Source organism: Baekduia sp. (assembly GCF_035318805.1).
Lineage (GTDB): Bacteria > Actinomycetota > Thermoleophilia > Solirubrobacterales > Solirubrobacteraceae > Baekduia.
In genome coordinates this window covers 1-3,545 of sequence record NZ_DATHDY010000036.1, presented here as the reverse complement: position 1 = coordinate 3,545, position 3,545 = coordinate 1, and the positions used below count along the sequence as shown (strand labels likewise).

4 protein-coding genes are annotated in these 3,545 nt (G+C 75.4%); all 4 read left to right on the top strand.

The window, feature by feature from the left end; all coding sequences use genetic code 11:
• The first annotated feature begins 307 nt into the window (after positions 1–307).
• Complete coding sequence (locus tag VK501_RS08935) at positions 308–1,303, top strand: zinc-binding alcohol dehydrogenase (RefSeq protein ID WP_324336777.1); 996 nt, start codon at positions 308–310, stop codon at positions 1,301–1,303.
• On the top strand, positions 1,291–1,689 hold the full coding sequence (locus tag VK501_RS08930) for a 6-carboxytetrahydropterin synthase (protein ID WP_324336775.1): 399 nt from the start codon (positions 1,291–1,293) through the stop codon (positions 1,687–1,689). The genes VK501_RS08935 and VK501_RS08930 overlap by 13 nt, the downstream gene beginning before the upstream one ends.
• A complete protein-coding gene (locus VK501_RS08925; RefSeq protein WP_324336773.1) occupies positions 1,686–2,753 on the top strand; it encodes a glycosyltransferase family 4 protein in 1,068 nt (355 codons plus the stop codon). The genes VK501_RS08930 and VK501_RS08925 overlap by 4 nt, the downstream gene beginning before the upstream one ends.
• Positions 2,750–3,545, top strand: a 796-nt coding sequence (locus VK501_RS08920; RefSeq protein ID WP_324336770.1) for a hypothetical protein, incomplete at its 3' end; no start/stop codon positions are given. The genes VK501_RS08925 and VK501_RS08920, both read left to right, overlap by 4 nt.

The window sequence follows — 3,545 nt, the reverse complement described above, 5'->3', positions numbered from 1 at the left end:
AGGGCTTCTCGTAGAGGCGGTCGAGCCCATGCACGGACGGCGAAGCCGCCGTCATGCGGCAACGCTGCCGGCATCGGTCGGGCCCCTCAACGCGCACTCGGGTCAACTCTGCGTGGGCGGGCGTGCCCTCAAGAAGAGCGTCTCGTTCTCGACCGCCGCGACGTCGGCGGGGTCGACGTTGGCTTTGAACACGTCGTAGTTGAAGACCACGTCTTCGTAGCGCTGGCCTTCGGAACGCGAAGCGAGGTAGGTCGCCGAACAGACTCGACCCCGGGAACGATCGCCCCAGGGTGGTGTCCTACAGGACGTGCTCGATGACGCCCATGCGTTCTGGCTGCGCGCGCCCGGGCGCGGAGAGATCCGGCCGGTCGCGCTGCCCGTGCCACGGGACGGCGATGTCGTCGTCCGGACGTTGCGCTCCGGCGTGAGTCGTGGCACCGAGACGCTGGTGTTCCGCGGCGGCGTGCCGCCGAGCCAGTACGCCGCGATGCGCGCGCCGTTTCAGGAGGGCGACTTCCCTGGGCCCGTGAAGTACGGCTACCTCAACGTCGGTGTGGTCGAGCAGGGACCGCCGGAGCTGCGGGGCCGCACGGTCTTCTGCCTGTACCCGCACCAGACGGCGTACGTGGTGCCCGCCGGCGCGGTGACCGTCGTGCCCGACGACGTGCCGCCCGCGCGCGCCGTGCTCGCCGGCACGGTCGAGACCGCCGTCAACGCCCTGTGGGATGCACCTCCGCTGCTGGGAGACCGCGTCGCCGTCGTCGGCGCCGGGATGGTCGGGTGCTGCGTCGCTCGCCTGCTGGCGCGGTTCCCCTCGGTCGAGGTCACGCTCGTCGACGTCGACGGCTCCCGGGCCGAGGTCGCGGCCGCGCTCGGCGCCGGCTTCGCGCGGCCAGAAGACGCCGCCGGCGGGTGCGACCTCGTCGTGCATACGAGCGCGACGTCGCCGGGGCTGCAGTGCGCGCTCGACCTGCTCGCCCCCGAGGGCACCGTGCTGGACCTCAGTTGGTACGGCGACGCCGAGGTGCGGCTCTCGCTGGGCGGCGCGTTCCATGTGGGCCGCCTGGGCATCCGCGCCAGCCAGGTCGGGACGGTCTCTCCGGCCCGCAGCGCGCGCCGCTCGGCGCGCGACCGGCTGGCCCTCGCGCTCGACCTCCTGCGCGACCCGGCCTTCGACGTGCTCGTCACCGGCCAGTCGCGCTTCGACCAGCTGCCCGACGTCATGGAGCGCCTGGCCTTCGGGACCCTGCCGGCGCTCTGCCATACCATCACCTACGAGGGAGGTAGCGCGTGTTCACCGTGACGATCCGTGACCACATGATGATCGCCCACAGCCTGCGCGGAGAGGTGTTCGGGCCGGCGCAGAGCCTGCACGGCGCCACCTACGTCGTCGATGCCACGTTCCGGCGCGCCACCCTCGACGACGACGGGATCGTCGTGGACATCGGCCGCGCGGCCGAGGCGCTGAGGGTCGTGGTGTCCGAGCTCACCTACCGCAACCTCGACGACGAGGCGGGCTTCGCCGGGGTGAACACCACGACCGAGGTGCTCGCCCGGACCGTCGCCGATCGGCTCGCCGACTGCGCGCGGACCGGCGGCCTCGGCGACGGCGGGCGGCAGCTCGACGGTCTGACCGTGACGCTGCACGAGTCCCACGTCGCGTGGGCGAGCTACGAGCGATCGCTGTGACCGAGGTCCACGTCATCGTCCCGGAGGGCATCGACGACCCGGAGCGGCCGAGCGGTGGCAACACCTACGACCGCCGGGTGTGCGCCGGGCTCGCCGCGCTCGGCTCGGTGGTGTACGAGCGCCCGGTGGCCGGCGCCTGGCCGCGGCCCGACGCGTCGGGGCATACCGCGCTGGCGCGCGCTGTCGAGCGGATCCCGGACGGCGCCGTGGTGCTGCTCGACGGGCTGATCGCCTGCGCCGCTCCCGAGGTGCTCGTTCCCCACGCGTGCCGGGTGCGGCAGGTCGTCCTCGTCCACATGCCGCTGGGCCACCGCCCGCCGGACGCCGAGGCCGGCGCGGTCCGGGCCCGCGAGCGCGACGTCCTGGCGGCGGCGGTCGCCGTCGTCGCGACGAGCGCCTGGACCCGGCGCCGGCTGGGGGAGCTGTATGCGCTGCCGGCCGACCGGGTGCATGTGGCCGAGCCCGGCGTCGACGAGGCCGATCTCGCGCCCGGGAGCGCTGCCGGGGGCGCGCTGCTGTGCGTGGCGGCGGTGACGCCCGACAAGGGCCACGACGTGCTGCTCGGCGGGCTGGCGACGGCGATGGACCTGCCCTGGCGCTGCGCGTGCGTGGGCAGCCTGCTCCGTGACGCGCCGTTCGCCGACGGTGTGCGCCGCCGCGCGCGGGCGGGCGGGCTGGGTGATCGGGTGCGTTTCCCGGGACCGTGCACCGGCGCGCCGCTCGACGGCGCGTACGCCGCGGCGGACCTGCTCGTGCTCGCCTCGCACGCCGAGACGTACGGCATGGTGGTCACCGAGGCCCTGGCTCGCGGCCTGCCGGTGCTCGCCACGGAGGTCGGCGGCGTGCCGGAGGCCCTCGGGCACGGGGCGGACGGCACCCGCCCAGGACTGCTCGTCGCGCCCGGCGATTCCGCCGCCCTCGGTGCCGGCCTGCGGGCCTGGCTGGTCGACGCCGAGCTCCGCGGGCGCCTGCGGAGGGCCGCCCGCCAGCGGCGCGCGTCGCTGTGCCGGTGGCCGGCCACGACGGCGGTCGTCGCCGGCGTCCTCGCGGGAGCGGCGCGATGAGCGCGACGGGGGTCCGGGTCAGCCCGCGGTGGCTCGTGCTGCGCGAGCCCGCCGACGCCGCGGCGCGCTCGGCCCGGCTCGCCGAGCGCCTCGCGGGCCACCTCTCCGGGACCGATCGCCTCGTCATCCACGACCTCGGCGGCGGCAGCGGAGCGATGGGCCGCTGGCTCGCGCCTCGGCTGTCGGGGCCGCAGCATTGGGTCGTGCACGATCGCGACGCGGACCTCCTGGACCTCGCCGTCGCCGCTGCGCCGGGCCCGGCGGCCGATGGCGCCGCGGTCACCGTCGAGGCGCGGATGTCGGACATCACGCGGCTGACGCCGGACGACCTGGCCGGCGCCGATGTGATCGTCGCCTCCGCGCTGCTCGACATCCTGAGCACGAACGAGCTGCGTGGGGTCCTGGATGTCTGGACCGGGATCGAGCGGTGTCCTCTGCTGCTCGCGCTCACGGTCGTGGGGCGCGTCGTCCTGACCCCGGCCGATCCCTTGGACGCCCGGATCGGCGCCGCGTTCAACGCCCATCAACGCCGCACGACGACGGCCGGGCGCCTGCTCGGCCCGGACGCCGTCGCGGCCGCCGTCGAGCAGCTCCGCGTGACGGGCGCCGAGGTCATCGTCGCGCCGAGCCCCTGGACGCTCGATGCGGCCCGCGCGGACCTGACGGGGGAGTGGTTGCACGGGTGGGTCGCTGCCGCGTGCGCGCAGACGCCCGCGCTGGCCGTCGAGGCCGGCGCCTACCGCGACGTACGCCTGGCCCAGGCCGCCGCCGGGGAGCTCGCCGTCACCGTTG